General features: G+C 65.4%; 31 protein-coding genes. 19 read left to right on the top strand and 12 right to left on the bottom strand.

Annotated elements, in window-relative coordinates; translation table 11 throughout:
- Nucleotides 1–84 precede the first annotated feature (84 nt).
- The 5 genes from G9408_RS14615 (at nt 85) to G9408_RS14595 (ending at nt 3,762) form a co-directional block, all read left to right on the top strand.
- Nucleotides 85–1,671: an acyl-CoA dehydrogenase family protein gene (locus G9408_RS14615; protein ID WP_235957851.1), complete on the top strand. Its 1,587-nt coding sequence runs from the start codon at nt 85–87 to the stop codon at nt 1,669–1,671.
- A 186-nt stretch (nt 1,672–1,857) separates the two neighbouring features.
- A complete protein-coding gene (locus tag G9408_RS14610; protein WP_210423392.1) occupies nt 1,858–2,355 on the top strand; it encodes a response regulator transcription factor in 498 nt (165 codons plus the stop codon).
- Between the two features lie 59 nt (nt 2,356–2,414).
- Nucleotides 2,415–2,795, top strand: coding sequence for a hypothetical protein (locus tag G9408_RS14605; RefSeq protein ID WP_120217623.1), 381 nt, complete (start codon nt 2,415–2,417; stop codon nt 2,793–2,795).
- Between the two features lie 25 nt (nt 2,796–2,820).
- Nucleotides 2,821–3,234: a hypothetical protein gene (locus G9408_RS14600; protein WP_120217622.1), complete on the top strand. Its 414-nt coding sequence runs from the start codon at nt 2,821–2,823 to the stop codon at nt 3,232–3,234.
- Between the two features lie 30 nt (nt 3,235–3,264).
- Nucleotides 3,265–3,762, top strand: coding sequence for a MarR family winged helix-turn-helix transcriptional regulator (locus G9408_RS14595; RefSeq protein ID WP_120217621.1), 498 nt, complete (start codon nt 3,265–3,267; stop codon nt 3,760–3,762).
- A gap of 71 nt (nt 3,763–3,833) precedes the next feature.
- On the opposite strand, the gene G9408_RS14590 is transcribed toward G9408_RS14595, so the two are convergent.
- The 6 genes from G9408_RS14590 to G9408_RS14565 all read right to left on the bottom strand — a co-directional run bounded on the left by G9408_RS14590 (nt 3,834) and on the right by G9408_RS14565 (nt 8,914).
- Nucleotides 3,834–4,580 carry a sigma-70 family RNA polymerase sigma factor gene (locus tag G9408_RS14590; protein ID WP_120217620.1) on the bottom strand — a complete coding sequence of 249 codons (747 nt, stop codon included), beginning with the start codon at nt 4,578–4,580 and terminating at the stop codon, nt 3,834–3,836.
- Nucleotides 4,570–6,693 (bottom strand): flagellar biosynthesis protein FlhA, encoded by a 2,124-nt coding sequence (gene flhA / locus G9408_RS14585; protein WP_168454699.1) that lies wholly within the window; start codon nt 6,691–6,693, stop codon nt 4,570–4,572. The genes G9408_RS14590 and flhA overlap by 11 nt, the downstream gene beginning before the upstream one ends.
- The gene (locus G9408_RS14580) at nt 6,690–7,514 is read right to left on the bottom strand and encodes a transglycosylase SLT domain-containing protein (RefSeq protein WP_168454698.1); all 825 of its coding nucleotides are present in this window, start codon (nt 7,512–7,514) and stop codon (nt 6,690–6,692) included. The genes flhA and G9408_RS14580 overlap by 4 nt, the downstream gene beginning before the upstream one ends.
- Before the next feature lie 92 nt (nt 7,515–7,606).
- Complete coding sequence (locus G9408_RS14575) at nt 7,607–7,906, bottom strand: hypothetical protein (RefSeq protein ID WP_168454697.1); 300 nt, start codon at nt 7,904–7,906, stop codon at nt 7,607–7,609.
- Nucleotides 7,903–8,208: a flagellar biosynthesis anti-sigma factor FlgM gene (gene flgM, locus G9408_RS14570; RefSeq protein ID WP_168454696.1), complete on the bottom strand. Its 306-nt coding sequence runs from the start codon at nt 8,206–8,208 to the stop codon at nt 7,903–7,905. Before flgM ends, G9408_RS14575 begins: the two co-directional genes overlap by 4 nt.
- Nucleotides 8,209–8,398: 190 nt before the next feature.
- The gene (locus G9408_RS14565; RefSeq protein WP_328804477.1) at nt 8,399–8,914 is read right to left on the bottom strand and encodes a flagella basal body P-ring formation protein FlgA; all 516 of its coding nucleotides are present in this window, start codon (nt 8,912–8,914) and stop codon (nt 8,399–8,401) included.
- Between the two features lie 260 nt (nt 8,915–9,174).
- Between G9408_RS14565 and flgB the strand changes: the two genes are divergently transcribed.
- The 14 genes from flgB (at nt 9,175) to G9408_RS14495 (ending at nt 19,964) form a co-directional block, all read left to right on the top strand.
- The gene (gene flgB, locus G9408_RS14560) at nt 9,175–9,525 is read left to right on the top strand and encodes a flagellar basal body rod protein FlgB (protein WP_408021885.1); all 351 of its coding nucleotides are present in this window, start codon (nt 9,175–9,177) and stop codon (nt 9,523–9,525) included.
- Nucleotides 9,522–9,932, top strand: a complete 411-nt coding sequence (gene flgC / locus G9408_RS14555; RefSeq protein ID WP_120217613.1) for a flagellar basal body rod protein FlgC — start codon at nt 9,522–9,524, stop codon at nt 9,930–9,932. The genes flgB and flgC overlap by 4 nt, the downstream gene beginning before the upstream one ends.
- Before the next feature lies 1 nt (nt 9,933).
- Nucleotides 9,934–10,239, top strand: a complete 306-nt coding sequence (locus G9408_RS14550; protein ID WP_137869594.1) for a flagellar hook assembly protein FlgD — start codon at nt 9,934–9,936, stop codon at nt 10,237–10,239.
- Between the two features lie 4 nt (nt 10,240–10,243).
- A complete protein-coding gene (locus G9408_RS14545; RefSeq protein WP_120217611.1) occupies nt 10,244–11,071 on the top strand; it encodes a flagellar hook-basal body complex protein in 828 nt (275 codons plus the stop codon).
- Between the two features lie 35 nt (nt 11,072–11,106).
- The gene (locus tag G9408_RS14540) at nt 11,107–11,850 is read left to right on the top strand and encodes a flagellar basal body rod protein FlgF (protein ID WP_168454694.1); all 744 of its coding nucleotides are present in this window, start codon (nt 11,107–11,109) and stop codon (nt 11,848–11,850) included.
- A gap of 12 nt (nt 11,851–11,862) precedes the next feature.
- Nucleotides 11,863–12,648 carry a flagellar basal-body rod protein FlgG gene (gene flgG / locus G9408_RS14535; RefSeq protein WP_168454693.1) on the top strand — a complete coding sequence of 262 codons (786 nt, stop codon included), beginning with the start codon at nt 11,863–11,865 and terminating at the stop codon, nt 12,646–12,648.
- Complete coding sequence (locus G9408_RS14530; RefSeq protein WP_168454692.1) at nt 12,629–13,297, top strand: flagellar basal body L-ring protein FlgH; 669 nt, start codon at nt 12,629–12,631, stop codon at nt 13,295–13,297. Before flgG ends, G9408_RS14530 begins: the two co-directional genes overlap by 20 nt.
- A 13-nt stretch (nt 13,298–13,310) precedes the next feature.
- Complete coding sequence (locus tag G9408_RS14525; protein WP_120217607.1) at nt 13,311–14,420, top strand: flagellar basal body P-ring protein FlgI; 1,110 nt, start codon at nt 13,311–13,313, stop codon at nt 14,418–14,420.
- The gene (locus G9408_RS14520; protein ID WP_235957849.1) at nt 14,417–14,746 is read left to right on the top strand and encodes a rod-binding protein; all 330 of its coding nucleotides are present in this window, start codon (nt 14,417–14,419) and stop codon (nt 14,744–14,746) included. The genes G9408_RS14525 and G9408_RS14520 overlap by 4 nt, the downstream gene beginning before the upstream one ends.
- The gene (flgK, locus tag G9408_RS14515) at nt 14,743–16,068 is read left to right on the top strand and encodes a flagellar hook-associated protein FlgK (RefSeq protein ID WP_168454691.1); all 1,326 of its coding nucleotides are present in this window, start codon (nt 14,743–14,745) and stop codon (nt 16,066–16,068) included. Before G9408_RS14520 ends, flgK begins: the two co-directional genes overlap by 4 nt.
- A 13-nt stretch (nt 16,069–16,081) precedes the next feature.
- The gene (locus tag G9408_RS14510; RefSeq protein WP_168454690.1) at nt 16,082–16,912 is read left to right on the top strand and encodes a flagellin N-terminal helical domain-containing protein; all 831 of its coding nucleotides are present in this window, start codon (nt 16,082–16,084) and stop codon (nt 16,910–16,912) included.
- A gap of 88 nt (nt 16,913–17,000) precedes the next feature.
- Nucleotides 17,001–17,864 carry a flagellar motor stator protein MotA gene (motA, locus tag G9408_RS14505; RefSeq protein WP_120217603.1) on the top strand — a complete coding sequence of 288 codons (864 nt, stop codon included), beginning with the start codon at nt 17,001–17,003 and terminating at the stop codon, nt 17,862–17,864.
- Entirely contained in the window at nt 17,864–18,724 is an 861-nt protein-coding gene (locus G9408_RS14500) for a flagellar motor protein MotB (RefSeq protein WP_168454689.1), read from the top strand. Before motA ends, G9408_RS14500 begins: the two co-directional genes overlap by 1 nt.
- Nucleotides 18,725–18,905: 181 nt before the next feature.
- On the top strand, nt 18,906–19,964 hold the full coding sequence (locus G9408_RS14495) for a sigma-54 interaction domain-containing protein (protein ID WP_168454688.1): 1,059 nt from the start codon (nt 18,906–18,908) through the stop codon (nt 19,962–19,964).
- A gap of 193 nt (nt 19,965–20,157) precedes the next feature.
- Here G9408_RS14495 and G9408_RS14490 read toward each other — a convergent pair whose 3' ends face one another.
- From G9408_RS14490 to fliP, 6 genes are all read right to left on the bottom strand, one after another.
- Nucleotides 20,158–20,547 carry a flagellar export chaperone FliS gene (locus G9408_RS14490; protein WP_120217601.1) on the bottom strand — a complete coding sequence of 130 codons (390 nt, stop codon included), beginning with the start codon at nt 20,545–20,547 and terminating at the stop codon, nt 20,158–20,160.
- Between the two features lie 11 nt (nt 20,548–20,558).
- Complete coding sequence (gene fliD, locus G9408_RS14485) at nt 20,559–21,926, bottom strand: flagellar filament capping protein FliD (RefSeq protein ID WP_168454687.1); 1,368 nt, start codon at nt 21,924–21,926, stop codon at nt 20,559–20,561.
- Nucleotides 21,927–21,971: 45 nt separating this feature from the next.
- A complete protein-coding gene (locus G9408_RS14480; protein ID WP_168454686.1) occupies nt 21,972–23,111 on the bottom strand; it encodes an EscU/YscU/HrcU family type III secretion system export apparatus switch protein in 1,140 nt (379 codons plus the stop codon).
- Between the two features lie 3 nt (nt 23,112–23,114).
- On the bottom strand, nt 23,115–23,894 hold the full coding sequence (gene fliR / locus G9408_RS14475) for a flagellar biosynthetic protein FliR (RefSeq protein ID WP_120217598.1): 780 nt from the start codon (nt 23,892–23,894) through the stop codon (nt 23,115–23,117).
- Nucleotides 23,895–24,027: 133 nt separating this feature from the next.
- On the bottom strand, nt 24,028–24,273 hold the full coding sequence (locus G9408_RS14470; protein ID WP_210423413.1) for a flagellar biosynthetic protein FliQ: 246 nt from the start codon (nt 24,271–24,273) through the stop codon (nt 24,028–24,030).
- A 27-nt stretch (nt 24,274–24,300) separates the two neighbouring features.
- Nucleotides 24,301–25,065, bottom strand: coding sequence for a flagellar type III secretion system pore protein FliP (gene fliP, locus G9408_RS14465; protein ID WP_168454684.1), 765 nt, complete (start codon nt 25,063–25,065; stop codon nt 24,301–24,303).
- Nucleotides 25,066–25,088 lie beyond the last annotated feature (23 nt).

Raw genomic sequence — 25,088 nt, 5'->3', positions numbered from 1 at the left:
CATTGCGGCGCTGAAGTCATGGACCCCGGATCAAGTCCGGGGTGATGAAGAAAAGGCGGTCGAGCCGTGACGATGTGTGCGGATATGAACAGCGCGATGGCTGCCGCACAGGCCTATCGGGTGACGGCACAAACCGCGCTCGCTGCACGGCTGGCCGAACGGCCGATCGATCAGGAGCAGCGCGCCGCGCACGGCTTTGCCTGGGTCGCGACGACGGTGGCGGCACTCGAAGCGGTGCAGGGCTGGGTCGAGGCCGGGCAGGGCGCCAACCCGCTCGACGCCAAGATCGCGACGCTCGCCTTTGCCGAAGGGATCGGCCAGCTCGTCGGCGGCTTGCCGATGGGGCAGAACGAGATGTTCCGGCCTGCCGACCTTGGCATAGGCCTCGGGGCGCGGACACTCGCTGATGCTTGCGCCGACCTGCTCGACGCCGACCATGCCGCGCTGCGCGCCGAAGTGGCGGCGGCGCTGGCGGGTGGCGATTGGCCCAGCGAGACGCTGCACGATGCCGACCTCGATGCGATCCGCGACCAGTTTCGTCGTTTCACCGACGCCGAAATCATACCGCACGCGCATCGCTGGCACCTTGCCAACGATCTGATCCCAGACGCCACGGTCCGCGCGATGGCCGATCTCGGCACCTTCGGCGTCTGCATCCCCGAGGCGTTCGGCGGGCTCGGCCTCTCGAAGCTGGTGATGTGTATCGTCACCGAGGAATTGTCGCGCGGCTGGATCGGCGCCGGATCGCTCGGCACGCGGTCGGAAATTGCGGGCGAGCTGATCGCGACGGGCGGCATCGATGCGCAAAAGGCGGAATGGCTGCCAAGGATCGCGAGCGGCGAAATCCTGCCCACCGCAGTATTCACCGAACCCGACGTCGGATCGGACCTCGGCGCGCTCCAGACCCGGGCGCGGCGCGATGCTGGCGGCGCATGGGTCATCGACGGCGCGAAGACGTGGATCACTCACGCCGCGCGCTCGGATCTGATGACCCTGCTCGCGCGCACCTTGCCCGATGCGAAGGGTTATGCCGGACTGTCGATGCTGCTGGTGCCCAAACCGCGCGGGACCGAAACCGATCCGTTTCCGGCGCAGGGGATGAGCGGCAGCGAGATCGAAGTGCTCGGCTATCGCGGCATGCGCGAATATGCGCTGCAATTCGACGCGATGACGGCGCCCGCCGATGCGCTGCTCGGCGGCGAAGAGGGGCAGGGGTTCAAGCAACTGATGCGCACATTCGAGGGCGCGCGCATCCAAACCGCGGCGCGCGCCGTCGGCGTGGCGCGGCGCGCGCTCGAGCTGGGGCGCGATTATGCCTTGAACCGCAAGCAGTTTGGCCGGGCGATCGTGCAGTTTCCGCGCGTCGCCGACAAGTTGGCGATGAGCCTGGTCGATTTCGTCACCGCGCGCGAGCTGAGCTACGCCGCCGCGCGGGCGAAGGACAGCGGCAAGCGCTGCGACATCGAGGCGGGCATGGCAAAGCTGCTCGCCGCGCGCACCGCCTGGTCGAACGCCGACGCCAGCCTGCAGATCCATGGCGGCAACGGCTATGCGCTGGAATATGAAATCAGCCGTGTGCTGTGCGATGCGCGCATCCTCAACATTTTTGAAGGCGCGGCGGAGATTCAGGCGCAGGTGATCGCGCGCGGGCTCGTCGAACGACGCAACTGACGCCCGGTGCAGGTGATTCGTCAGACATCAAACAATTTGCGCGCAAAAAAATAATTTGCCTTGGGGCAGGGGGAGTGCAAAGGGCGCCAATCGCCGCGAAGCGAGCATTTTTGGGGGAAAACTTTCGTTTCGGTCGAGCGTTGCGCGGCCGGATGTTGCCGCCACCAAACTTGATTTCGACTCGTGATGCTCTATTCAAATCCCGTGCACGGCGATCCCGACAATTACATCAGCCTGCTGTCTGTCGCGCAGATTGAAACGCTGCGGCACGTTTATGAGCACAAAAATTCCAAACAAATCGCGCGCCTGATGAATGTTTCGCCGCATACGGTGGACGAAAGGGTGCGACGGTCACTAAAAAAACTCAATGCTTCCAACAGGATAGAGGCGGCGCGCATTTTGGCGGTTAACGGTGTCTTCGATCATGTTACCCCTTATCAGCCTTTGACATATCAATTGATCGACCTAGGCGACGCACCCGCGCCCCCCGATGCCGAGCCGGGGCGCAGTTCGTTGCGGCGACTATTCGACATCGGTTCGCCGTTCCCGACCGCGTCCCAGCCGGCCAACCGGCATGGGTTGATGGAAAGGATAATCTGGCCAATCTTGATTGCATTCGCGACCATTTTGGCTTTCTCCGCTCTCTATTCGATCCTTGTCGGACTTGGCCGGGTGATGACCTGAGTCCGAACCGAATGCTACGGGGGGGAAACCGGTGGCATTCTTTTTCAAGGAAAAAGAAAATGCTGAATGAACGAGTTTCGGCAGCCAAGAAAATCGCAGCCGACCTGCACCAGGCCGAAGACGCCATCGACGAAGCGATGATCCGTATCGCCCAGCTGGCCGCCACCCTGCCCACCGCGCGCCGCGACACCAACATGTCGGCGATCGTCGGCCAGACCGCGATGTCCAAGGTGGCCCATGCGCTCGCCGCCGCCGGCGAAGTCCGCCAGCTGCTCACCGACGCGCATCTCGCGCTGACGGTAACGCAAAAGGAAGTGGGCCTGGGAACGCGCATGTTCGGTGCCGGGGTGAAGCCCGCCAGCGCCAAGCTGGTCGACGAAGGCAGCAACGATCAGGCGGGGGCCGAAGTCGCCGCGGTCCCGTTCGCGCAGGCCGTTTGATTATCAGGAAGGGTTAGCAGCCACAATGTGGTCCGTGGCGATCTACTATCTGGTACTGCTCATAACGGTTGCCGTCGCGATCCGACGCGGCGGCCCGTTGGAGCGGTGGGCGGCCTATACCGCCCTGATCGCTTCAGTTCTCACCAGTGCCTTGTCACCCTTTCCGACCTGGACCGATATTGAACTGAATATCTTCGTCATCGATGTGCTGGTGCTGATCAGCTTCTGGTTCATCGCATTGAAAACGCAAAGCTTCTGGCCCTATTGGATCACCGGCTGGCAATTGATCGCCATCTTTGGTCATCTGCAGAAGTTCATGTTTTCGGAGATATTGGCGCGACCCTATTCGCTCCTGTCCGTTTATATATCGTACCCGATCCTGCTGTTGATCATCTATGCAGCAAGTTCGTCCAATCGGAACCGTGACGCTACGGCCTGATGTTTGTGGCACCCCAAGGGGTTTCCGCGCATGCAGCAATTTTCGAACCAAGAAGTTGCCGAGCTAAAGTCGCGTATCGACGAGATCCACGAGCTGCTCGCGGGCCGCGGTGGCGAATTGTCGGCGACCCCCACTTATCGTAACGGTGCCGGCGATGCTTCGCCGCAGTCGGTGCTGCTGAACCAGCTGTCGCTCAGCATCCAGATGCGGCGCATCCGGCGCAATCATTTCGCCAGCGCGGAATTGGCGGGGCCGATCTGGGACATGATGCTCGATCTGATGCTGGCCGAAAGCCACGGCCGCGCGCTCAGCGCCAGCGATCTGGCGACCGGCGCCGGGGTGCCGCTGTCGTCGGGGTTGCGGATGATCACCACGCTGGAGCGGCTTGGGCTGGCGCAGCGTTCGATCGACGAACGCGACCGCCGCCGGACGATCGTCCGCCTGACCGACAGCGGCAGCGAACGCATGGCAAGCTATTTCGAGAAAATCGGCGTCGCCTGGCAGAACAACCGGACACTCGCCGCCTGACCTCCCCCGACGACCGGGTGCGATGCCGAGCGGGTCGCACGCCGCACCCGGTCGCTTTTCCTCTCTCGCGTTCATTCGGTCATCTGGCGCATCATGCGATCGACCTTGGCCATCGCCTCGCGCTTGATCTGGCAGATGCGCGCCGCGCTGACGTCGAGCGTCAGGCCGATTTCGTGGAGGTTGAGCTCCTCAAAGAAATAGAGCTGCAAAACCATCTGTTCGCGGTCGGACAGGCAGGTGATGCATTGGCGCAGCGCGCCCATCAGATCGGCCTGCTCGCATTGCTCGCCCGCACCGATGTCGTCGTCGGGTAGCAGGAAGGCGCCGACATCGATCAGCTCGTCGAGCGAGGTCGAGCGCCCGTGGGTCGCGTTGCGTTCAAGCGCGAAATAATCTTCGGGCGACATGTCGAGCGCCGCCGCCATTTCGGCGGCGACCGGCGCGCGCATCAACTGCTGTTCGAGCGCGGCGCGCGTCGCCTGGATGCGCTTCGCCGCGACCATCGCCGACCGGCCGACATCGGCCTCGCGGCGGAGCTGGTCGATCATCGCGCCGCGGATCCGCGTCGTCGCATAGGTCGCAAAGGCAAAGCCGCGCTCCTCGTAATTCTCTCTCGCCTCAATGAGCGCGATGAGTCCGGTCTGGATCAGATCGTCGAGCTCGCTCGTCCGTGAGACGCGCGAAAAAACCTGCCACGCGATCTTGCGGACCAGTGGTGCATATTCCTCGACCAGCGCCTCGACGCTTTCGCCATAGCCGCGCGCGCGCGGCGCACGGGCCATTGACGCGGCGAATTGCTCGGCGGGTTCAATTCTCATGCGGTTGGTCCTCCATTTGGGCGTCGGGCCCGGTCGCGAGGCGCGGCACTTCGGCGCCGATCGTCGCGACGATTTCGGTCTGTTTGCTGGCCGGGATCTCGAGGTAGGAGATCACGGCGACGTCGGGGAAAGTCGCGCGCACCAGCCGCGACAGTGCCGAGCGGCAGATCGGCGAGGCGACCAGCGCAAAGCTGCGCGTCTGGAGCAGCAGCGGCTCGACCGCCTGTCCGACCTGTTCGATGATCTTCATCGCCATGCCATGCTCGAACGGCCATTCGGCCCCCGGATTGGCGCGCACCGACTGGTTGAGCAGAACTTCGATCTCGGGGCTGAAGGTCACGACGGGCAGCGGCATCCGGCTCGGCACGATCGTCTGGACGATCAGCGCACCGATGCGCTGACGCACCGCCTCGACCAGGTCGACTTCGCCCAGCTGCTGCGCGGCGGTCGCAACCATCGCTTCGGCAATCTTGCGGAAATCGCGCAGCGGGACGCGCTCGACCAACAGCGCTTTGCACAGGCTGGCGACGCGCGGCAGCGGATAGCCCTGCGGGCTGAGGTTCTGCGCGAGCTGCGGATAATGGATTTTGAGGTTGTCGATCAGCGCCTGCGCATCGTCGATCCCGAACAGGTCGGCGGCGGCGCCGACGATGCTGTTGTTGAGGTGGGTCGCGACGACGGTCGCCGGATCGACGACGGTGTACCCCGCCGCGATCGCGTCATTCTGCGTCGCTTTTGGAATCCACAGAGCATCGAGGCCAAAGGTCGGATCCTTGCACGGGCGTCCCGCGACCTTGGTGATCAGGTCGCCCGAATCGAGCGCCAGCATTTCGTGCGGGAACACCTCGTCCTCGCCGACGATCACCCCGGCGACCGAGATGCGATAGACGTTGCCGGGCAGCGACAGATCGTCGCTGACCTTGACCGGCGGGACGACAAAGCCGAGTTCTTTCGACAATTGGCGGCGGATGCCGGTGATCCGCGTCATCAGCGGCGCACCCTTGCGGTCGTCGACCAGGCTGACGAGCGCATAGCCGATTTCGAGCTGGCAGGCGCTGGCGTCGCTGACGTCGGCCCATTCGATCAGCGACGGGTCGGGTGCGATGGCGACCGGGGGCGGCGCTTCGGCGACGGCGACCGCGGTGCGGCGCAATTGCCAGCCGACGGCGAAGGACAGCGCGGCGGCCGGCAGTACCAGTAACTGCGGCATCGCCGGAACCATGCCGAGAATGAACAGGATCCCGCCGACCGCCATCCACACCGACGGGGCGGCGAACTGGCTGCCGATCTGGCCATTGAGGTCGAGCGGCGAGGCAACGCGGGTGACGATGGCGGCGGCGGCGATCGACAGCAACAGCGCGGGGATCTGTGCCACCAGCGCGTCGCCGATCGCGAGCGTGACATAGGTGCTGCCCGCTTCCGAAAAGCTGAGCCCATGGCTGAAGATGCCGAGGATCAGGCCGCCAATGATATTGACGAACAGGATGAGCAGCCCGGCGATCGCGTCGCCCTTCACAAATTTCGAAGCACCGTCCATCGAGCCGTAGAAATCGGCCTCGGTGGCGACTTCGACGCGGCGGGCCTTGGCCTCGTCGGGGGTGAGCAACCCGGCGTTGAGGTCGGCGTCGATCGCCATTTGTTTGCCGGGCAGGGCGTCGAGGGTGAAGCGCGCCGACACTTCGGACACGCGCCCCGCGCCCTTGGTGATGACGACCATGTTGATGATCATCAGCACGAAAAAGACGAACAGGCCGACGACATAGTCGCCGCCGATCAGCACTTCGCCAAAAGCTTCGATGACGTGCCCCGCCGCGGCGGTGCCTTCGTGGCCGTGAACCAGCACGACGCGGGTCGAGGCGACGTTCAGCGCCAGCCGGAACAGGGTCGCGAGCAGCAGCACGGTCGGAAAGGATGAAAAGTCGAGCGGCTTGGCTGCCGACAGCGCGACCATCAGGATCGCGAGGCTGATCATGATATTGGCGACGAAACTGATATCGAGGATCAGCGGCGTGACCGGGATGACCATCAGCCCGACCAGGACGAGCATCCCGATCGGCAGCGCCGACGCGCCGGCGATGCGGCCGACGTTGCCGAGGTTCAGGCCGCCGGTCATGCCGCGCCGCCCGACATCGAAGCGAGGCGCCTGTACGCATCGGCGGCAAAGCCCATCGACAATTTTCGCGGCATCGGCTGGATATCCATCATCTGCAGCGGGGGACGTCCCCCGCCGCCCGCCAGGCCGCTCGAACTGCTCGCCGAAGCGTGCCAGCCAGCGGGGGCGAAGGGTTTCATATTTTCGATCTTGCCGCCGTTCTCGAGCTTGGCGCGAAAGCGGTCGCGGATTTCGGCGAGGCTGCGCATGCTGCCGTCGGGGGCGTAAAAGACCGACCGGTTCGCGGCCGCCGCCTCGGGCATCATCGGTGCGCCGGGCTGGTCGGGATTGGTGTCGAGCGCGGTCAGGAATTTGGCGGCGCCGCCGCTGCCGAGGAAATGGGCGAGGTAGAGGTCGACGGGCTCGGCGCTGCGCCCGATACGGCTTTCCAGATAATCGCGATTGTCGCCGGTCAGCGCTGCCGCCATCGTCGATGCCGCCGCAGGGTCGTCGCGCAGGTCAAAAATCTGCTGGCGCAGCGCCGGGTCGGTGACGGTCAGCCGCCCCGATGCGTCGCGGCCGATCGCGTCGGCGGCCCAGGCCATGCCATGATTGGCGCCGTGGCGGTCGAGCGTCGCGAGCCAGGTCTGCTTGGTAAATTGATAGAGGCCGCGCGCCGATGATGTCGCTGCCTTGGCGGTCGGGTTATAGCCGCTTTCAACCCGCGCGACGTCGACCAGATAGTCGAAATCGACGCCCGTCCGTGCCGACGCCATTTGCATCGCATCCATGACGGGTGCGGCGACGCGGCGCGCGGCTTGGGGATTGTTGATTGCGTTCATAATCTGGTTCCGCTGATGCAGCAGGGCTGTCTCAGCAAACCAAAAGCAATCATCGTGCCATTTACGGTTAACGGCAGAAACCTAAAGTTTAATCAGTAGCTTAACGCCGCTCCGCGCTGATGAGTGCCGCGGATTTCGTGGTTCCTGTCAATCCGCTGACGCGTCCAGTCTTTCAGGACGTTGACGCGGATGGCCGCGGCCTCCAGCTGGCGCAGCGTCTTGCCGATCAGCAGTTCGGCGCGCTGTTCGCTACCGCGGGGGATTCCCGCGCCGCGAAACAGGATGACCGCGGTCGCCAGCTCTTCGGTCGCGGCGATGATCGCGCCGGCGTCGTGACCGTCGAGCGCGCCGACCAGCGTGTCGAGCCGCGATTGCACGTCTTCGAGCATCATTCGACCCCGCGGGTGTGGAAATCGATCATGGCGCTGGCGATGATCGCGGGGTGGACGCCGTAGCTGCCATTGGCGATCGCCGTGCGCAGCGCAGCGACGCGCGCGACATCGACCGGCGGTGCCTGGGTCGCGAGGCTGCCCGCGAGGCGGATCAGGCCCGCGGCGGGCAGGCTGTCGGGTACCGCGGCGAGCTGCTTCGGCGCTTGCGCCGCGCGCGTCGCCGTTTCGCTGGTGGCGCTGCGCAGCGGGGTCGTGCGGACAATGCCGCCGACGGGTCCGATCTTGCTGCTGTCACCCGACATAATCGCCTCCATCCGGTGCCGTCAGAAAAGTGACGACGCGGTTCACGAAGGCTTTAACGGACGCCGCCCGGCGCGATTAAGTCGGTTCGCCGCAAAAAGACAAAAGAAAGGCCCGGCGATGTCGAAAAGCCGACAATCACCGGGCCAGAGGGCAGGGTAAGCCAGCCCGAGGCTGGGGAAGGGGTGCGGGTCAGTCGTCGAGGCGGGCGCGGCCGGGACCGATCACGGTGGCGCTGAGCGACGACTTGGCGTCGTTGCCGCGCAGCGCGATCGTCTCCCCGACGCGGCCGTCTTCGGCCGCGACCGCGGCATAGCTGATCGAAAAACTTTCGGTATCGATGGTGACCCGGACATTGTCGCCGCGGCGAATGACCGGTGCGCTGGCGGCGGGGCGGCTGTAACTGGCCGCGGCCGGCGTCGCGCCGGTCGGCCCCGTCATCGGGACACGCAGGCGCCAGCCCAGCGACGCGCAGCGGACAGCCAGTGCGTTCGCATCGATCGCGGTCACCGAAGCCTGTTCGGGACAGCGCGCCAATTTGATGCGGCGGTCGACCGGCGTCGCGGTGCGCCCCATCGCCTTGGCGACCATGTCGGTCAGCACGTCGATCGTCTGCCAATCTTCATTGGCGGGCTGGGCCTGAGCGGGAATGGCGGCGGTACATGCGGCGAGGCCCAGGGCCAGGCGGGCGGTGATATGGCGGGACACGATCCATCTCCTTCGGTCCAAAATGGTCAGCGCCATTTTTGCAGGAAGCGTGCCAGTCGCGGTTTGCGGCGCGATTGGCGTCCGCGCGGCGGGACATTGTCGGTTTTTTGACGAGCGCCTTGGTCGCCTGTTATGGCGCTGATCTAAATATCTAGAAATCAACAATAAAATGCGTTTGGCACGGCGATTGCATCGTTCTTTGTGTTTTCCGCGCGTCCGTGTCGCAACCCGGCCCGGACCTCGGCGAAAGGAATTTGATGATGGCATCCGAGAAACTCTTTGGCCTGCACGCGACGGCGCTTCAGCTGCGCAGCCAGCGCATGATGATGCTCGCGTCGAACATCGCCAACGCCGCGACGCCGGGGTACAAGGCGCGCGACCTCGATTTTTCGAAAGCACTCGATCTGGCGCAGCAGGGCGGTTCGACCGCCGATGCGATGGCGGGCGCGATTGCCTACCGCGTCCCGGTGCAGGCATCGCTCGACGGCAACACCGTCGAAATGGCCACCGAGCAGACCGCCTTCGCCGAAAACGCGCTCGCTTACCGCTCCAGCCTGTCGTTCCTCAGCGGCCGCGTCAACACGCTGACCCGCGCGATCAAGGGCGAATGACGATGAACGGGAACTTCTCGGTTTTCGACATCAGCGGCCGCGCGATGTCGGCGCAGCTCGTCCGGCTCAACACCACCGCATCGAACCTCGCCAACGCCGGGACGATCGCGGGCAGCGAGGCCGAAGCCTTTCGCTCGCTCAAGCCCGTGTTCCGCACCGTCATGGATGGTCAGGGCCGCGCGACGGTTCAGGTCGACCAGGTGACGACGTCGAAAATGGCGCCGTCGAAACGCCACGATCCGTCGAACCCGCTCGCCGACAAGGACGGCAATATCTGGGAAGCCGCGGTCGATAGCGCCGCCGAGCTGGTCGAGATGGTCGAAACCGCGCGCCAATATCAAAACAATGTCCAGGTCCTGGAAACCGCCAAGGGCCTGATCAACGAAACCCTCAGGATGGGACAGTAAGATGGCCGTCAACAGCGTCACCAACGCCAATAATGTCGTGCTTCAGCCGAAGGGCGCCGGGCAGCAGATGGGGCAGAGCGATTTTCTGCGCCTGATGACCGCGCAGCTGTCGCAGCAGGATCCGTTCAACCCCGTCGATAACCAGCAGATGGTTGCGCAGATGGCGCAATTCTCGAGCCTCGCCGGGATCAGCGAAACCAACACGACGCTGCAACAGATTTCCGAACAGCTCGCGGCGCAGACCCAGCTGCTCAAAGACATCAAGGCCGCCACCCCGGCGCCGACCCCCACCACGCAGGAAGGATAAGACTATGTCATTCTACACTTCGCTTTCGGGCCTCAAGGGCGCCCAGACCGACATGTCGGTCATCTCGAACAACATCGCCAACGCGGGATCGATCGGGTTCAAGCGCAGCAAGGCGCAGTTTGGCGACATCTTTGCCGCCTCGCCGACCCAGTCGACCAAGATGGTCGCGGGGCAGGGCACGCGCCTCAACGGCATCACCCAGCAATTCACGCAAGGGTCGTATGAATCGAGCGAAAAGACGCTCGACATGGCGATCGTTGGTGAAGGCATGTTCGTCGTGAAGGGCGAACCGCCGCGCGAACAGGTGACCTACACCCGCAACGGCGCGTTCACCGCCACCCCCGACCGCAATGTGATCGATTCGACCGGCCAGAAACTCCAGCTTCTGCCCGTCGATGCCAGCGGCAACGTCACGAACAACACGCTCGCCGGCGCGTTCGACTTTGTGCTCCCCGCGGGCGCCCCGAGCGATCCCACCGCGCAGCTGGTCAATGTGTCGATCGGCCTCGACGGGCTGGTGTCGGCGACCTTTGCCAATGGCGAATCGCAGGTGCTGGGCAAGGTCGCGATGGCGACCTTCCCCGCGATGGAAGGACTGCGCCCCGTCGGCGACGCGCATTGGCAGTCGTCGGGCGAAAGCGGCCCGCCGACCATCGACGCCGCGACCAATGGCCCGATGGGCGCGATCCGTTCGGGCGCGCTCGAGCGTTCGAACGTCGATATCACCGAAGAACTGGTGATGCTGATCGGCGCGCAGCGCAATTTCCAAGCGAATGCAAAAGCCATCGAGGGCGCGTCGCAGCTGTCGCAAACCATCATCAACATGCGCTGATCCAGCGCATTTAGCCGCCTGCCGGGAGCCCTGTCATGGACCGCCTCATCTACACCAGCCTCACCGCGATGCGGGGCAGTCAGGCCCGGCAGACGGCGATCGCCAACAATCTGGCGAACGCGCAGACGCCCGGCTTTCGCGCCGACATGGCCGAAGCGCAGGCGTTGTGGCTGAACGGCAGTGGACTAGATGCCCGCGCCATGGCGTCGGAAGAGGTGCTCGGCGCCGACATGCGCGCCGGGACCGTCACCGCGACCGGCCGCGACCTCGACATCGCGGTGCAGGGCGACGTGCTGCTCGTGGTGCAGGCGAAGGACGGGACCGAGGCCTATACCCGGCGCGGCGACCTTCAGGTGTCGCCGAGCGGGCTGCTGACCACCGGCGACGGCCACCCGGTTCAGGGTGCGCAGGGGCCGGTGACGCTTCCGCCCGCCGACGCGGTCACGATCGATGTCGAGGGCCGCGTGTGGATCGTACCCGCGGGCGGCGACGCCGAAAATCCGCAGGAGGTCGACCGGCTACGGCTGGCGACCCCGACCGGGTCCGACGTCGTCAAGGGTCTCGACGGCCTGTTCCGCGTGCGTGGCGACGGCATCCTGCCCGATGATCCCGAAGCGCGGCTGATTACCCGCTCGATCGAAGGATCGAACGTCGCCGCCACCACCGCGCTGGTCGAAATGATCGAGGCGAGCCGCAGCTGGGATACCCAGCTCAAGCTGGTCAGCGACGCGCGCGACATGGACAACGCGACCGCCAATCTGATGCAGCTCCCCCGTTAAGGAGAATATGAAATGAGCTTCGGTGCCTTGCACGTCGCACGAACCGGTCTGGATGCCCAGGGCTTCCGGATGCAGGTGATCGCCAACAACCTCGCCAACGTGAACACCACGGGCTTCAAGCGCGATCGCGCCAGCTTTGAAACGCTGAGCTATCAGTTGATGACCGCGCCGGGCGCGCCGTCGTCGGCCGAAAACCGCTATGCGACCGGGCTCAACCTCGGCACCGGCGTGTCGCTCGGCGGCACGTCGCGGATCGATACGCAGGGGACGTTCGCCGCCACCGGCAACGGGCTCGACATCGCGATCGACGGCGCCGGCTATTTCCAGGTCGAAATGCCCGATGGCCGCACCGGCTACACCCGCGCGGGCAATTTCGGCCGCGCCGCCGACGGCACGATCGTGACGTCGGACGGCAAGCCGCTCACCCCCGCGATCCAGATTCCCGAAGATGCCAGCAATGTGTCGATCGGCGCCGACGGCACCGTGTCGGCGACGGGCGCCAACGGCACGCTCACCGAACTGGGCCGGATCGAACTCGCGCGCTTTGCCAATCCGGCAGGCTTGCAGGCGATCGGCGACAATATGCTGGTCGAAACCGCCGCGTCGGGCGCGCCGCAGGTCGGCGCCGCGGGGCAGGAAGGTCGCGGCAGCTTGCGCGGCGGGATGCTTGAGGGATCGAACGTCAACGTCGTCGAGGAACTGGTCGACATGATCGAGACCCAGCGCGCCTATGAGGTCAATTCGAAGATGATCCAGGCCACCGACGAGATGATGAAAAATGCCGCGCAGACGCTCTAATCTGTCGATCGGCGTGGCTTTTGCCCTCGCCCTCGTGCCGTTCGGCGCGGCGGCGAAGGACAAATTGCCGCCCGACGCCTTTGCTGCGGCGACCCCGGTGCCCCCGGCGCCGCTGCCCGGCAATGGCTCGATCTTTCAGGGCAGCTACACCCCGCTGACCTCGGGCGGTCGCGCCGGGCAGGTCGGGGACATCGTCACCATCCAGCTCGTCGAACGCACCGCCGCGACCAAAAGCAATGCCGCCGGCACGCAGCGCGACGGCAATATCGGCCTGACGCCGCCGACCACCGGCCCGCTGTCGCTGTTCAACCCCAGCGACATCGCGATGGGCGGCGGCCAGCAGTTCAAGGGCAAGGGCGACGCATCGCAGTCGAACGCCTTGTCGGGCGAGGTCAGCGTGACCATCGCCGCCGTCTATCCCAACGGGACGATGCTGGTGCGCGGCGAAAAGCTGCTCACGCTCAACCGCGGCGACGAACGCGTCCAGATTTCGGGGATCATCCGTGCGATCGACATCGGCCCCGACAACCGCATCCTGTCGACCCGCGTCGCCGACGCCAACATTCGTTACGTCGGCAAGGGCGAGATCGCGCGCGCCAGCCAGCAAGGCTGGTTGCAGCGTTTCTTCTCGATCATCAGCCCGTTCTGAAGAGGATCCCAAAGTGTCCCAGCGTCCCACCCTGTTTGCCCTGATCGCGCTCCTGATCGCCAGCCTTGCCTTTGCGGCGCCCGCGCAGGCGCAGCGCATCAAGGACATGGGCCAGTTCCAGGGGCTGCGCGCCAACCAGCTCACCGGCTACGGTATCGTCGTCGGGCTGGCGGGAACGGGCGACGACAGTCTCGACTATTCGACGCTGGGGATGAAGGGCGCGATCTCGCGCTTTGGCCTGACCCTGCCGCCGGGGGTCAACCCGGCGCTGAAGAACGCCGCGGCGGTGATGATCACCGCCGAACTGCCGCCCTTTGCCAAACCCGGCCAGCGGCTCGACGTCACCGTGTCGGCGATCGGCAAGGCGAAAAGCCTGCGCGGCGGCACGCTGGTGCTTGCGCCGCTCTATGGCGCCGATGGCCAGATTTACGCGATGGTCCAGGGCAATCTGGTCATCGGCGGGCTCGGCGTCGATGCCGCCGACGGGTCGAAGGTCACCGTCAACGTCCCGTCGAGCGGCCGCATCGCTGGCGGTGCGACGGTCGAGCGCGCGGTCGATACCGGCTTTGCGTCCAGCGACTGGCTGACCTTCAACCTCCACCAGTTTGACGCGACCAATGCCAAGCGTGTCGCCGACGCGATCAACGCGGCGATCCCGAACAGCGCGTCGATGATCGACGGCGCCAGCATCGCGATCCGCACCGGCGGCAACGGCGACGACCGCATGCGGTTGATGTCGCAGATCGAAAATCTCGCCGTCCAGCGCGCCGAGCCGCCTGCCAAGGTCATCGTCAACGCGCGCACCGGTACGGTGGTGATCAACGGTGCGGTCCGCGTCGGCACCGCCGCGGTCAGCCACGGCAAGCTCACCGTCTCGATCAAGGAGCAGCCGACGGTCGTCCAGCCCGCGCCGTTCAGCCGCGGCGAGACAGCGGTCGAACCGTCGAGCGAGATCGAGGTCGCCGAGGATGTCCGTCCCGCCTTTTTGATGAAACCGAATGCCTCGCTGTCCGAACTCGTCGATTCGATCAACCGCCTGGGCGTGTCGCCCGGCGATCTGGTCGCGATCCTCGAGGCGCTCAGCCAGGCGGGTGCCCTCACAGCAGAATTGGTGATCATATGATGATGCCCATATCGTCGACCCCGGCCGCGCGGTCGTTCGTACCGGCCTCGGCCACCCCGACCCTCGCGGGCGGCGGCGGCGACGGCGGACTGCGCAAGGCCGCCGAACAATTTGAAGCGGTGATCCTGCGCCAGCTGATGGCATCGATGCGCCAGGCAAAGCTTGGCGAGGATATGCTGGGGTCCAGCGCCACCGACAATTTCCGCGAAATGGCCGATGCGCGCACCGCCGATTCGATCGCCGCGATGCGCCAGTTCGGCATCGCCGACATGGTCGAGCGGCAGTTCCGCGGACAGCTGGGCAATGCGGCGGGAGGCGTGCAATGACCGACCTCCTCGGCATCGGCTATAGCGGCCTGAAGGCCTATTCGCGCGCGCTCTCGACCGTCGGCGACAATATCGCGAACGCTCAGACCCCGGGTTATGCGCGGCGACGGCTCGAAATGATGGAGCCGGTCAGCGGCAGCGATTCGCTGTTCTATCGCGGCAACGTGAACCCCGCGGGGGTCGAAATCCGCGGCGTCAGCCGTTCGGTCGATGCATGGCTGATCGAGGATTCGCGGCTGTCGTCGGGCGATTCGGAACGCGCGGCGACCAAGCTCGGCTGGCTCGGCAAGGTCGAAGGCGCGCTCAGCGACGAAACCAACGGCATCAAGACCGGGCTGACCAAATTATTCACCACCGCCGACCAGCTGACCGCCAATCCCGCGAACACGACACTGCGCAGCCAGTTCCTGCAGGCCGCCGATGATATTGCATCGGGGTTTCGCACCGCCGCGGGCCAGCTCGACAAGATGAGCGACGGGATCGAGGGCGCGGCGGCGAGCACCGTTGAAGATTTCAACGCCAATCTGAACGCGCTCGAACAGATCAACATCGGGCTGCGCAAGGCGCGGCCGGGATCGACCAACCAGGCGAGCTTGCTCGACGAACGCGACCGGCTGCTCGACAAATTGTCGTCGCAGGCCGGGGTCAGCGCGACCTTTGAAAACAATGGCTCGGTGACCTTGCGCGCCGCGGGAACGGGCGACCTGCTCGTTGGCGGCGGCGCGGTCAATCCGATCGCGGTCACCGCGGCGGCGGACGGGCGCCTGTCGTACAGCGTCGGCGGGTCGCCGCTCACCGTGACGACGGGTTCGCTTGCCGGACAGGCGGAGGCCGCCAATCATGTTGCCGACCAGCGTGCCGGGCTCGACACGATGGCGACATCGTTCGCGGCGCAGCTCAACGCTGCGCATCAGGCGGGCACCGACGCCAATGGCAATGCGGGCCAACCGCTGTTCGCGGGCACGACGGCTGCCACGCTGACCGCGACCGCGCTGACCCCCGATCAGGTGGCGGCGGCCAACGGATCGGGCAGCAACGGCAATATGCTGACCTTCGGTGCGATGCGCGGCGCAACCGATCCCGAAACGCGCTGGTCCGGACACCTCGCGACGCAGGCGCAGACGACCGCCGCGGCGCGGGCACAGGACGCCGCGGCGGCGACGCGCGCCGATGCATCGGCGGCGGCGCGCGACGGGGTCAGCGAGGTTGATCTCGACAAGGAGGCGGCCGAGCTGCTGCGCTTCCAGCAGGCCTATCAGGCGGCGGCGCGAACCATCCAGGTCGCGCGCGAAACCATGCAAACGCTCTTGAGCTCGATCTAGGAGGGCGACGACGATGATTAACGCCGTGGGCAATCGCATGACGCGCGAAATCGCGCGCCAGCAAAAACTCGCCGAGCAGATCGAACGGACGCAGATCCAGATTTCGAGCGGCAAGCGGCTGCAGCGCATGTCGGACGATCCGGTGTCGGCGCGGCGGATCGCGACGATCGGCACCAGCCAGGCCAGCATCGCCGCGTGGGATACGAACATTAACGCCGCATCGGCGCTGGTGTCGCAGGCCGACGGCGTGATGAAATCGGTCAGCAATCTGATGACCCGGGCGCGCGAGCTGACGCTCGCTGCGGCCAGCGGTACCGCCAGTCCCGCCGACCGCGCTACGATCGCTGCCGAACTCGGCACGATCGCCGACGAAATGGACAGCCTCGCGGCGACGCGCGATTCGAACGGCGAGCCCTTGTTCGCCACCGGCGCGGCGCGTGTCATGCGCTTTGATTCGGATATCAGCTTTGCCCCGGTTCCCGCGGCGGCGGATGTTTTCGTGATCGCGGGCAACAGCCTGTCGACCGGCATCCGCGATGCCGCCACCGCGGTGGCCGCCGGCAACAAGCCCGCGATCGACACGGCGATCACCGCGCTGGACAATGCGATCGGCCATGTTGCCGACCGCCATGCGGGCATCGGTCTGGCGGGCGGGCGGCTCGATCGCCTCGGCGACGAGCTGGCGGCGCGCGGCATCACGCTCAAGGACGAGCGCTCATCGGTCGAGGATACCGACCTGTCGGTCGCGATTGCCGAACTCAACGCGCAGGATCTGACGCTGGCTGCCGCGCAGGCGGCCTTTGCCAAGATCAACCGGCAGACCTTGTTCGATCTTTTGCGCTGATCGCGCTCAATTTAGCGGCGTGGCTGCCGTTAAGTATAAAGACGTCTTTTGAATTTGGGGCTTTCGGCCCGGATGGAGTTGACCCCGCATGTTTCCCGCAATCGGCATCGTCGTCCTGATCCTGCTGGTGTTCGGGGGTTTCGCTTTGACGGGCGGCAACCTTGGCCCCGTCATGCACGCCCTGCCGCACGAAATGTTGATCATCGGCGGCGCCGCGATCGGGTCGCTGATCATCGGCAATTCGGGCGCCGACCTCAAAGCCCTCGGCGGCGGCCTCGCCAAGGTGTTCAAGGGACCGCAGTATAAGAAGCAGGACTATCTCGATTGCATCCTGCTCGTCTCCACGCTGATGAAGATGATGCGGACCGAGGGGCCGGTCGCGGTCGAACCGCATATCGAGGATCCGAAAAACTCCGCGCTGTTCCAGCAATATCCCAAATTGCTGAAGGACGACACGCTGATCCACCTGATCTGCGACACGCTGCGCCTCGTCGTCGTGTCGTCGGGGACGCTCGACCCGAACGCGGTCGAGGACGTCATGGACGCCGCGCTCAAAAACCATCATCACCACGCGATCAAGCCCGCCGACGGATTGCAGAATCTGGCCGACGCGCTCCCCGCGCTCGGCATTGTCGCCGCGGTGCTTGGCGTCGTGAAGACGATGGGGTCGATCGACAAGCCGCCCGAAATTCTGGGCGGCATGATCGGGTCGGCGCTCGTCGGCACCTTCCTTGGCGTGTTGCTCGCCTATGGCCTGGTCGGCCCGTTCGCGACGCGTGCGCGGACCGTGATCGAAGGCGACGGCGCGATCTATCACACGGTGAAACAGCTGATCATCGCCTCGCTCCACGGCCATCCGCAGCCGCTGGTGATCGAGGCGGCGCGCTCGGGGGTCGAACATTCGAACCAGCCAAGCTTTGCCGAAGTGTTTGACGGGATGCGGGGCAGGTAATGGCCGCGCGTCCGAACACCCCGCCGCGCCCGATCATCGTCAAGAAGATCATTCAGGAGGCCCACGCCGGTCATCATGGCGGGGCGTGGAAGGTCGCCTATGCCGATTTCGTGACCGCGATGATGGCCTTTTTCCTGTTGATGTGGCTGCTTGGCGCCACGACCGAAAAGCAGCGCAAGGCGCTCGCCGACTATTTCGCGCCGACGATCGTCGAAACCAAACAGGGCAGCGCCGGGTCGAACGGACTGTTCGGCGGCGATTCGATCGTGTCGGCCGACGATTATCCGCACGCTGCGGGGCAGACCGGCACGCGCTCGATCACCATTCCCAAGGATGCGGTCGGCGGGCCGAAGGAAGCATCGGGGCGCGAGAGCGAGAAGATGAAGTTCCAGCAGGTCGCCAAGTCGCTGGTCGAACGCGTCCAGAAACAGGGCGACCTCAAACGCCTCGCGCGCAACCTGCGCTTCACCGAGACCGCCGAAGGGCTGCGGATTGATGTTGTCGACGACGCCGATTTTTCGATGTTCGTGATGGGCACCAGCCAGCTGACCGCCGACGGCGCGCGGCTGTTCAGTTCGATCGCCGAACCGATCGCCTCGGTGCCGAACCAGGTCATGGTGCGCGGGCACACCGATGCGGCGCCCTGGTCGGCGAAGTCGGGAACCAACAATTGGCGCCTGTCGGTCGACCGCGCCGAGGTCACGCGCCATTTCCTCGAGTATCGCGGGATCGACAAGACGCGCTTCCAGCGCATCGAAGGGGTCGCAGATCGCGAGCCCTATGTCCCCACCGACCGATTCGATCCGCGCAACCGCCGCATCTCGATCACCCTCGGCTGGCGCACCGCTTCGGGTAATTAGTGCCAATCTGGCAGCATATCGGATCGCTAATGACGCAATTGCGCCGCCATTACATCCAATCTGGCAATAACCCTTTATTTTGAATGGGTTATGGGAGGTTGGATAATCTTTTGTTTACCACTTTCGTCAATTTCTGGGTCCATCGAAAAGGCGCCGATTGGGGGGCGCGGTGGAGACCGAAATGACCGTGGGGCAGAATCATAACGCAGCGCTCGAGACGCTGATCATCGGCAGCAGCGCGGCCGCCGCGCAGCTGCGCGACATGATCCGCCGCGTCGCACGGTCCAACGCTTCGGTCATGCTCTGCGGCCCGTCGGGATCGGGCAAGGAACTTGTCGCCCGCGCCATCCACGACGAAGGTGTCCGTTCGGGCAAGGCCTTTTCCGCCATCAACTGCGGCGCGATCCCCGGCGACCTGATCGAATCCGAATTGTTCGGGCATGAAAAGGGTAGCTTCACCGGCGCCCATGCCCGCCGCATCGGCCATTTCGAAGCGAGCGAGGGCGGCACTTTGTTTCTCGACGAAATCGGCGACATGCGCTTCGACATGCAGGTCAAACTGCTCCGCGTGCTCGAAGAACGGACGATCGTCCGCGTCGGCAGCAGCGATGTGAAGGCCGTCGACGTCCGCGTCATTTCGGCCACCCACCAGGATCTCGGCGCCGCGATCGCCGACGGCAAATTCCGCGAAGACCTGTTCTTCCGGCTCGGCGTGGTTGTGCTCCAGGTCCCCAGCCTGGCCAGCCGCGCCGAGGATATTCCCGCGCTCATCCGCCATTTCCAGCGCAAGATGCCCGGCGAAGCGAAATGCCGCTTCGACGTCGATGCGATGGCGCTGCTGATGCAGCACCGCTGGCCGGGCAATGTCCGCGAACTCAGGAATTTTGTCGAACGCGCCAGCGTGCTGCACGGCGGTGAAACGCTGGGCGCCGACGATGTCGCGATCCTTTTGAACCCCACCGCAGCGCTTGCGCCGCGGCAGGCTGTCCCCAGCAGCTTTGCCGCGGTGCAGGCCAGCGCGGATGAACCCGCCCCCGCGATGCCGCATGCCAAGGCACCCGCGCCGGGCCGCCCGATCGACCTCAAGCGCGAGATCGAGACGATCGAGCTCGAACAGATCCACGTCGCGCTCGACCTTGCCGACGGCATCATTTCCGAAGCCGCGCGCCTGCTGACGCTGAAGCGCACGACCTTGATCGAAAAGATGCGCAAATATGGGGTTCAGCAGCAGGCGGCCTGACCGGCGCCCGCGACACGAGTTTCAGCACCCGCTGAAAAATAAGGGGCTCTGGTCCGCCCCTGACCACCCGGCCGCCCGTCCCCACCCAGGGCGGCCGGGTACCCAGCGGGATCTTTTGAAACGGCATCGGCCCGCTCCCCCAACCCCGGGGAGCGGGCCGATCCTGTTTCGAAGGTGCGTGAGCGCGGTGGGTTCAGCGCAGCTGGCGCCACGCGGCGCTGACCGTCAGCACGCCGTCGAGCAGCTCGGCCAGCGCCTCGCCGTCATTCTGGGCCACCGACTCGTCGAGTTTGCGGCGCATGCTGCGATAGACGCGCGACAGCGATTCCGCGACATCGCCGCCGGCTTCGCGGTCGAGCCCGGCGTCGAGCCCGATCAGGATCGTGCGCGCGCGGTGCGCGGGCTCGGTCGCCGAAATGCGCTGACCCTGTCGCACCATCGATCCGAGCACGCCGATCGCGGTTTCCAGCTCGTCATAGAGCATCGTCACCAGCTCGATCGGATCGGCGGCGGCGGCGCGGCTTTCATGCTGCAAGCGGCGATAGAGTCCGGTCGCCCGGACGGTCGAGGCGGTTGCCGTCACGTTCGATGTCCCTAATCATTACCCTGGTTGGACCAGAGCTTGATCTGTTGTTCGAGATAGGTCTGCGTCGCCTTGAACGCCGCAAGCTTGGCGTCGAGCGCGCCATATTGTTTCTCCAGCCGGGCGCGATAGGCGTCTTCGCGTTCCTCGATCGCCTCGAGCCGGTCGGCCAGCGTTTCCTTCTGCGCCTGAAGCGACTTCGATACGCGGTCCATGGTGCCATTGGCGCCGACCGCCTTGTCGCGAATGGCGTCCAGCGCAAAGGCGATGCCGGGATCGCTGAATTCGGTGTGGGTCGCGTCGCGGCGCGGGTTGAACAAGGCTTCGACCGCTCCGGCATCGGCGGCCAGAACCTTGTCGAGCTTGCTGTTATCGATCGAAAGCAGCCCTTCCTTGGTCGTCGAGATGCCAATATCGGACAGCTTGTTGATGCTGCCGTGGCTCGAGATCACCTTGTGCAGCAGCCCGCCGAGTTCGCGTTCGAGTTCGCGCAGCGAGCTTGTCGCACCGGGCAGCTTCGACGCCGCCACCATGCTTTGCTTCAGCTGGTTGTACACCGCGACAAAGTCGCCGACGGTCTGCTTGATCATGTTCAGCGGGCGGCTGGCGCCGATGTCCACCGGCTGGCCCGGTGCCGCCTTTTTCAGCGTCAGCGACATGCCCGGGACGACGTCGTCGATGATGTTGTTCGCGCGGCTGAAGGCGACGCCGTCGATGGTGAATTCGGCATTGGCGGCGCTCTGGCCCAAAGTCATGCTGCCCGTGCCAAAGGCGCTCAGCCCCGGGTCGGCGCCGGCGTCGGCGGTCAGCGTAAAGGCGCTTGCCGCGCCCGTCGGGCCTTTCAGGATCAGGCGGTGACCGCCGTCGTCGGCGATGATCGACGCGGTGACCCCGGCGCCGCTTGCGTTGATTGCGTTGGCCAGTCCGTCGAGGCTGTTGTTCGCGGCGTCGATCGTGATCGTTTTGGCGACCCCGCCGACCGACAGCGTCATCGTGCCCGTGCCGATCGCGGCGGTGCGGTCGGCGACGACGCCCGAATAATTTGTTTGCGCCCGGGCAAGCTGGTTGACCACCACCGTGGCGGCAAAACTGTCGGCGGACAGCCCCGCGCGGCTGGTCGCGCCGAGCACGCTTTCGTCCGACACCGTCGGCGTGCTGCGCAAGGTGCCGTCGCTGACCATCTGACTGAGCGAGTCGGCAAAGCCGTCGAGATCGGATCGCGCCTTTGCCAGCGCGCTGATCCGCGTCTGGTTCGCCTGCGTCAGCGTCGCCATATGCTTGATCTTGGGATCGCGCGACGCGTTCGACAGGTCGGTGACGAGCTGTTTGGTGTCGATGCCCGATCCAAAGCCGAGGCTGTTTGCAATTGAACTGACCATCGCGAAATATCCTTCGCACCTGTTAACGGCGGCGCGGCGGCGATTTTAAGCCTGGCGGCGACCGTCGGGGTCGAAGCGATGCGTCGGCGGCACGTCAACCACCGGCTGCGCATGACCTTCGGCGACCATGCGTTCGAGCTGGAAGACAAAGGCGAGCACGGTCGCAACCGCGACGAACAATTCGTCGGGAATCACGCGCCCCGCGCGCGCGGTAAAATAGATCGCGCGGGTCAGCGCCGGATATTCGAGCAGCGGGACATTGGCGCCGCGCGCCAGTTCGCGGATCGCCAGCGCGACATCGCCCCGCCCGCGCGCGACCACCACCGGGGCGGCGTCGATGCCGGGACGATAGCGCAGCGCGATCGAAAAATGGGTCGGGTTGGTCAGCACGACCGTCGCTTCGGACACCGCCTTGCGCGCCGAACCGCTCAGCATCTCGTGCGCGCGCTGGCGCTGCGCCTGCTTGAGTTCGGGGGCGCCGTCGGACTGGCGCATCTCTTCCTTCACTTCCTGCTTGCTCATCATCAGCCGCTTGTTGCGCTGGAACCATTGCGCCGGGACGTCGATCAGCGCGATGACGACCAGCCCGCCGGCCAGCACCAGCATGGCATGGCCGATCGCCTTACCGGCCTGCCCGATCGCGCCGAGCAGATCGGCCTGCGCCATCGTCATGATCGCGGGCAAACTGCCGTCGACCAGCCAGTAACCGATGGTGCCCAGCAGCAGGACCTTGGCCAGCGCCTTGCCGAGCTCGGTCGCGCCTTGCAGCCCGAACATGCGTTTGAACCCGGCCATCGGGTTCATCCGGTTGCCCTTGAACGCCAGCGCCTTGCTGCGCCACCCGAACGAGCCGAGCAGCGCCGGCCCCGCCACCGCGGCGCCCAGCGCGAGCGCGAACAGGCTGGCGAGCGGGAGCAGGATTTCGACCCCGTTGCGCATCAGTGCCTCGGCGGGCGAAAAGTCGCTGACGTCGGCGGCGGTCAGCGTCAGCCCGCGGCGGACAAGGTCGCTCGCCGATTGGACGAACCAGCCGCCCGCCGCGACGATCCATCCGGCGGCGGCGAGCATCATCAGTGCGGTCGCCAGCTCGCGCGACATCAGCACATCGCCCTCGCGCGCCGAATCGGCCAGCTTCTTGGGCGTCGGCTGTTCGGTTTTCTGGTCCTGTTCGGGTTTGCTCGCCACGGCTTACAACCCCGCGAACATCCGCGCGCCGTCGAGCGCGTCGGACAAAATGCGGGCGATCGCTTCAGCCATCGCCGGGGTGGCGACGCCCAGCAGGACGATCCCGGCGAGCAGGGTCGCGGGAATGCCGACCGCGAACAGGTTGAGCGCGGGCGCCGAGCGGCCGATGACGCCCATGATGATCTGCACCAGGATCAGGACAAAGCCGACCGGCATCGCGATCGTCAGCGCCGCGGCAAACATCAGGCTGCCGAACCGCAATATCCCGCCGATCGCCTCGAACGAGGGGAATGCATTGCCGGGGGGCAGCGCGACATAGCTGTCGACGATGATGCCGATCAGCACCAGATGGCCGTCGGCGGCCAGGAACAGGGCCGTGGCCATCATCGACAGGAACTGGCCGATCGCCGAGCTCGACGCACCGCTTAAGGGATCGACCATCGATGCAAAACCCAGCCCCATGGCGTTGCTGATCGCTTCACCGGCGAGCAGCGCGGCGGCGAGCCCCATCTGCAGGACAAAGCCGATGCCGAGTCCGATCACGACTTCGCCGATGATGAACAGCAGGCCGGGGACCGACACGATGCCTTCGGGGGGCAGCGCCATCCCCGATGCGGCGACCGCGGGAACGCCGACCGCCAACGCGATCACCAGCCGCAGCTGGATCGGCACGCTGGTCGCCCCGAACACCGGCGCGGCGATGAACGCGGCGCCGGGGCGGATCATCCCCAGCATCCACAGCTGGAGCATCGCCTCGATATTCGGGATGTCGGCGGGGTTCATCGACGTGCGCGGACTCAGCTGTCCACAGCATTCGTCATCCCGGCGAAGGCCGGGATCTCACCGTCGCGACCCGACGCATCGGCGAGATCCCGGCCTTCGCCGGGATGACAAAAACAAGCTTGGCTAGCGGACTTCACCGCACCACCGCGGGGATCTGCGCGAAAATGTCGCGGGTGAAATCGGTGAGCAGCACGAGGATGCTGCCGCCGAAAATCGCAAGGCAGATCGCCGCGACGATCAGTTTCGGTACAAAGGTCAGCGTCTGTTCGTTGATCGACGTTGCCGCCTGCACCATGCCGAGCAGCACCCCGATGACGAGCACCGGGAGCAGCAACGGCGCCGAGGCGAGCGCGAGGATCCACAAGGATTGCTGCGCCATACCGATGAAATAGTCGGTTTCCACGGCTTAGGTCCCGAACGAGGCGGCGAGCGAACCCATCGTCAGCGCCCAGCCGTCGACGAGCACGAAGAGCAGCAGCTTGAACGGCATCGAGATGATCGTTGGCGACAGCATCATCATGCCGAGCGACATCAGCGCCGACGCCACGATCAGGTCGATGACGAGGAAGGGCAGGAAGATCAGGAAGCCGATCTGGAACGCGGTCTTGAGCTCGCTGGTGACAAAGGCCGGGAGCAGGATCGAGAATGGGACGTCCTTGGGGCTGGCATAGGCCGGTGCCTTGGCGATCTTGGCGAACATCATCAGGTCGGACTTGCGCGTCTGTGCCATCATGAAGCCATGGAGGGCGACCCCGGAACGCGATACGGCTTCGCCGATATCGATCTGTTCCTGGCCATAGGGTTCGATCGCGACGCGGTTCACTTCGCTGATCACCGGCTGCATCACGAACAGCGACAGGAACAGGCTCAAACCGACCAGCACCTGGTTCGGCGGCGTCTGTTGCAGGCCGAGCGCGTGGCGAAGGATCGACAGGACGATGATGATGCGGGTGAAGCTGGTCATCATCAGCAGCAGCGACGGCAGCACCGTCAGCAGGCTCATCAGCACCAGGATCTGCAACGACAGCGACAGCGGGCGGCCGTCGCCGCCAATGTCGTTCACCGCGCGGCTGAGCCCGTCGGCAGCCTGCGCATAAGCGGCGGGCGCGGCGACCAGCAGCGCGAGGCCGCCCAGAACAGCCGCGCCCCGCACCCAGTATGCATTGAACAAAGTCCGTTTGCCCTGAGCTTGTC

It is taken from the genome of Sphingopyxis microcysteis (genome assembly GCF_012274265.1).
GTDB classification, from domain to species: Bacteria; Pseudomonadota; Alphaproteobacteria; order Sphingomonadales; family Sphingomonadaceae; genus Sphingopyxis; species Sphingopyxis microcysteis.
Note: the sequence above shows the minus strand (reverse complement) of the source record. Positions and strands in the feature narration are given on the sequence as shown.